The sequence below is a fragment of the Streptomyces sp. URMC 126 genome (genome assembly GCF_051386555.1).
GTDB lineage: Bacteria > Actinomycetota > Actinomycetes > Streptomycetales > Streptomycetaceae > Streptomyces.
Genome location: NZ_JBPQTX010000424.1, coordinates 1 through 5,103, shown reverse-complemented (window position 1 = coordinate 5,103; position 5,103 = coordinate 1). Strand labels below are relative to the sequence as shown.

The window sequence follows — 5,103 nt, the reverse complement described above, 5'->3', positions numbered from 1 at the left end:
GTTCCTTCCCGGGAGGGGGCGCCCCCCGGTCCTCGGACTCCGCCGGAGGGGGCGCCCCGGGGGATCGGCGAAAGGGGTGGGGCCGGGGCTTCCTACGCCTCCTCGGCCACCGGCTGCGCGAACTGGGCCGCGTACAGCCGGGCGTAGGCGCCGTCCGCCGCCAGGAGCGTCTCATGGTCGCCCTGCTCCACGATCCGCCCGGACTCCATCACCAGGATCACGTCCGCGTCCCGGATCGTCGACAGCCGGTGGGCGATCACGAAGCTGGTGCGGCCGGAGCGCAGTTCGGCCATGGCCTGCTGGATGAGCACCTCGGTCCGGGTGTCCACAGAGCTGGTGGCCTCGTCCAGGATGAGGATCTCCGGCTCGGCGAGGAACGCCCGCGCGATGGTGATCAGCTGCTTCTCGCCGACGCTGACGTTGCCGCCCTCCTCGTCGATCACCGTGTCGTAGCCGTCGGGCAGCGTCCGGACGAAGCGGTCGACGTGGGTGGCCTTGGCCGCCTCGACGATCCGCTCCGTCGTGGCGCCGTCGGCGCCGTACGCGATGTTGTCCGCGATCGTGCCGCCGAACAGCCAGGTGTCCTGGAGGACCATGCCGATGTGGGAGCGCAGTTCCTCCCGGGAGAGGGTCGCGACGTCGGTGCCGTCGAGGGTGATCCGGCCGCCGTCCACCTCGTAGAAGCGCATCAGCAGGTTGACCAGTGTGGTCTTGCCGGCACCGGTGGGGCCGACGATGGCGACGGTCTGGCCGGGGCGGACGGTGAGCGAGAGGTCCTCGATGAGCGGCTTGTCCGGGTCGTAGCGGAAGGAGACGTTCTCGAAGACGACCTCGCCGCGGACGCGGCCGAGCTTCCGCTCGTCGTCGTCCGGCGACTGCTCCTCGGCGTCGAGGAGTTCGAAGACGCGCTCGGCGGAGGCGACGCCGGACTGGACGAGGTTGGCCATGGAGGCGACCTGGGTCAGCGGCTGGCTGAACTGGCGCGAGTACTGGACGAACGCCTGCACGTCACCGATCGACAGCGATCCGCTCGCCACCCGCAGGCCGCCGACGACGGCGACGAGGACGTAGTTGAGGTTTCCGACGAACATCATCGCGGGCTGGATGACGCCGGATATGAACTGCGCCTTGAAACCGGCCCGGTAAAGCTCCTCGTTCTCCTCGCGGAAGGCCGCGGCGGACTCCTCCTGCCGGCCGAAGACCTTCACCAGCGAGTGGCCCGTGTACATCTCCTCGATGTGGCCGTTGAGCCGGCCCGTCGACGCCCACTGGGCCACGAACTGCGGCTGAGCGCGCTTGCCGACGGCGGCGACGACGTAGACCGAGACGGGAACGGTGATCAGCGCGACGAGGGCCAGCAGCCAGGAGATCCAGAACATCACCGCGAGCACGCCGACCATGGTCAGCAGCGAGCCCATCATCTGGCTCAGGGTCTGCTGGAAGGTCTGGGCGATGTTGTCGATGTCGTTGGTGGCGCGGGAGAGGATCTCGCCGCGCTGCTGCTTGTCGAAGTAGCTCAGCGGCAGCCGCCCCAGCTTCTCCTCGACGTCCTGGCGCAGCCGGAAGACGGTGCGCTGGATGGCGGCGGTGACGACCCGCGCCTGGACGAGCCCGAACACGGAGGCGGCGACGTAGATCAGCAGCACCCACAGCAGCACCGTGCCGACGGCTCCGAAGTCGATGCCCTGGCCGGGGGTGAAGTCGACGCCGGACAGGACGTCCGCGATGTTGCCGTGGCCGTTGTGGCGCAGCGCGTCGAGAGCCTGGGCCTTGGTGGTGCCGGCCTCCATCTGCTGTCCGACGACACCGGCGAAGATCAGGTCGGTGGCGTGGCCGAGGACCTTGGGCCCCGCCACCGTCAGCGCGACGCTGGCCAGGCCGAGCAGCAGCACCGCCCAGAGCATGGGCTTCTCGGGGCCCATGCGGGCGAAGAGGCGGCGGCTGGAGCCCTTGAAGTCGGCGGACTTCTCGGTCGGCTGGCCGCCCATGAAGCGGGCGATGCCGGAGGCGGGCGCGGGCCCCCTGCGGGCGGGGGTGCCCTTCCCCGGCTCGCCCGGCCCTCCTTGACCATCCGGAGTGTCCGGCTTCTCGGGCCGTTCGCCGGACGCGCCGCCGGGGGTCTTCTCCAGGGACGGGGCGGGGGTCGCGGTGTCGTCGGCTCCGCCGCTGCCCTCCGCCGGGCCGGAGTCCGGCCGTTTCTCCGGTCCCGTCGTCTGCTGGGACCTCGCCGGGACGCTCACGCGGCCTCCTCCTCGGTGAGCTGGGACAGCACGATCTCCCGGTAGGTCTCGTTCGAGGCCATCAGCTCGGTATGGGTTCCGGTGCCGACGACGCGGCCCTCGTCCAGGACGACGATCCTGTCGGCGTCGCGGATGGTGGAGACGCGCTGGGCGACGACGAGGACGGTGGCGTCCCCGGTCTCGCGGGACAGCGCCGCCCGCAGCCGGGCGTCGGTGGCGTAGTCGAGCGCGGAGAACGAGTCGTCGAACAGGTAGATCCCGGGCCGGCGGACCAGGGCGCGGGCGATGGCCAGGCGCTGGCGCTGGCCGCCGGAGACATTGGAGCCGCCCTGGGCAATGGGGGCCTCCAGCCCGCCCTCCATGGCTTCGACGAACTCCCGGGCCTGCGCGGTCTCCAGCGCGGCCCACAGCTCCTCGTCGGTCGCGTCGGGCCGCCCATAGCGGAGGTTGGAGGCGACCGTGCCGGAGAACAGGTAGGGCTTCTGCGGGACCAGCCCGACCGTGCGGGCGATGAGGGCGGGGTCGGCCTCGCGCACGTTCACCCCGCCGATCAGGACCTCGCCCTCGGTGGCGTCGAACAGCCGGGGGACGAGACCCAGCAGCGTGGACTTGCCGCTGCCGGTGGAGCCGATGACGGCGGTGACCTCGCCGGGGCGCGCGACGAGGGAGACGTCCCTGAGCACGGGCTCCTCGGCGCCCGGGTAGCGGAAGCCGGCACCGCGCAATTCGAGGTGGCCGCGTCCGCGCAGCTCGGTGACCGGAGCGGCGGGCGGCACCACGCTGGACTCGGTGCTCAGCACCTCCTGGATCCGCTCGGCGCAGACCTCGGCACGCGGCACCATCATGAACATGAAGGTGGCCATCATGATGGCCATCAGGATCTGCATGAGGTAGCTGAGGAACGCGGTGAGGGCGCCGATCTCCATGTCACCGCCGTCTATGCGGTGACCGCCGAACCACAGCACGGCGACCGAGGCCACGTTCACGATCAGCATCACGGCCGGGAACATGACGGACGCCAGCCGCCCGGAGCGCAGCGAGACGTCCATCAGGGCGGTGTTGGCCTGGTGGAAGCGCTCGCGCTCGTGCCGGTCGCGGACGAACGCGCGGATGACGCGGATACCGGCGATCTGCTCGCGGAGGACGCGGTTGACGGTGTCGATCCGCTCCTGGACGTCCTTGAACACCGGGCGCAGCCGGCGGACGATCAGCGCCACGACGACGCCGAGCACGGGCACGATGGCCAGCAGCAGCCCGGACAGCGGCACGTCCTGCTTGAGCGCCATCAGGATGCCGCCGACGCACATGATCGGCGCGGCCACCATCAGCGTGAACGACATCAGCACCAGCATCTGGACCTGCTGGACGTCGTTGGTGGTACGCGTGATCAGGGAGGGTGCGCCGAACTTGCCCACTTCGCGGGCGGAGAAGGACTGCACCCGGTCGAAGACGGCCGCGCGCAGATCCCGGCCGACGGCCATCGCGATGCGCGCGCCGACGTACACCGCGCCGAGTGAGCAGACCAGCTGGAGGAGGGCCACCGCGGCCATCACCCCGCCGGTGGTGAGGATGTAGCCGGTATCGCCCTTCACCACGCCCTTGTCGATGATGTCGGCGTTGAGCGTGGGCAGATAGAGGGTCGCGAGCGTTTGGACGAGCTGAAGGAGCACCACCAGCGCCAAGGGGCGGGAGTAGCTCTTCAGACGAGCTCGGAGTAGGCGTACCAGCACACGAGAAGCCTATGCGAACGCCGTTCGTCCGATCCCCTGGTTTTTTTCCGGGTTTCCCCTTCCCGTTCCCCGGTGGGACCCGGACGCTGGTCCCCGGGATTTTCCGGGGTTTCCGTACCGTGCCGGAGGGAAACCGCCGCGATTGTCTCCGGGTTCTCCCGGGGATTCCGTCCGGATTTCGCGACCGGGGGCCGGGGGCGGGCCGGTACCCGTCATCATGGAGGCGGAAGAAGCGGCGATGACGCAGCCGACACATGGAACCGAAACGTGAAAGCGGGGTGCCCGTGGCGATCGCGGACACGGCACGACCGGGGCCGCCGGGCCGGGCGGTGCCGACGGGCACGATCCGGTACTGGGCCGCGGCGAAGGCCGCCGCCGGCACGGCCGAGGAGCCCTACGCGGCGCCGACGCTCGCCGACGCGCTGGCCGCCGCCCGGGAGCGGCACGCGGGACGCCCGGAGTTCGCTCGGGTCCTCGCGCGCTGCTCCTTCCTGGTGGACGGCGACCCGGTCGGCACCCGCGCGCACACCACGGTCCAGCTGGCCGAGGGCGGCACGGTCGAAGTGCTCCCGCCCTTCGCAGGAGGGTGACACCGGCACGATGAGGGCACGATGAGCGACCAGTACCACGACCCGTACCAGCCGAGGGACCCGTACGCCGGGTACGACGCGTACGACGGACACGGCCGGCAGGACGGTGCCGGACACCACGGCGACGCCGCACACCACGGCGACGCCGGGCAGGGCGGCCACGGCCGGCAGGACGGTTACGCCGCCTACGACCCGCACGCCGGCGACGGCACGGGGAACGGTGGCGCGTACGGCTACGCGTACCCCCCGCAGCAGCCGCAGGCTCACCAGCAGCCCCAGGCGCAGCAGTCCCAGCCGGCATACCAGCCACCCCAGAGTCAGCACCAACACCCGCAGGCGCAGCAGCAGCAAGCGCAGGGCGGGACCGCCTGGCCCACGGTCGGCGGGCAGCAGGGCTGGTCCTCCGCCGACGACCAGCCGACGCAGACCTGGCAGGCGCAGACCTGGGAGACACAGGCCTGGCAGCAGCAACTGCCGGTGACCGAGCCGTCGTACGGGACGCAGTCCCCCGCGCAGCCCCCTGCCCCGTCCCCCGGCAGGTCC

General features: G+C 71.2%; 3 protein-coding genes and 1 pseudogene. 2 read left to right on the top strand and 2 right to left on the bottom strand.

All coding sequences use genetic code 11. The features are described 5' to 3' along the window. Positions 1-92 precede the first annotated feature (92 nt). Together ACSNOK_RS30580 and ACSNOK_RS30575 are read right to left on the bottom strand one after the other, a co-directional pair. Positions 93-1,988 (bottom strand): ABC transporter ATP-binding protein, encoded by a 1,896-nt coding sequence (locus ACSNOK_RS30580; RefSeq protein ID WP_436784050.1) that lies wholly within the window; start codon positions 1,986-1,988, stop codon positions 93-95. 248 nt (positions 1,989-2,236) lie between these two features. Continuing rightward, positions 2,237-3,970 carry an ABC transporter ATP-binding protein gene (locus ACSNOK_RS30575; protein WP_436784048.1) on the bottom strand — a complete coding sequence of 578 codons (1,734 nt, stop codon included), beginning with the start codon at positions 3,968-3,970 and terminating at the stop codon, positions 2,237-2,239. Between the two features lie 329 nt (positions 3,971-4,299). On the opposite strand from ACSNOK_RS30575, the gene ACSNOK_RS30570 reads away from it, so the two are divergent. Together ACSNOK_RS30570 and ACSNOK_RS30565 are read left to right on the top strand one after the other, a co-directional pair. Beyond that, entirely contained in the window at positions 4,300-4,560 is a 261-nt protein-coding gene (locus ACSNOK_RS30570) for a MoaD/ThiS family protein (RefSeq protein ID WP_436784049.1), read from the top strand. A gap of 21 nt (positions 4,561-4,581) precedes the next feature. Then, positions 4,582-5,103: pseudogene (locus tag ACSNOK_RS30565) on the top strand (hypothetical protein); the annotation flags it as partial.

Excerpts from the sequence above, each read along its gene's own strand:
- ACSNOK_RS30580 (WP_436784050.1), bottom strand. The coding sequence starts at position 1,988 with ATGGGCGGCCAGCCGACCGAGAAGTCCGCCGACTTCAAGGGCTCCAGC.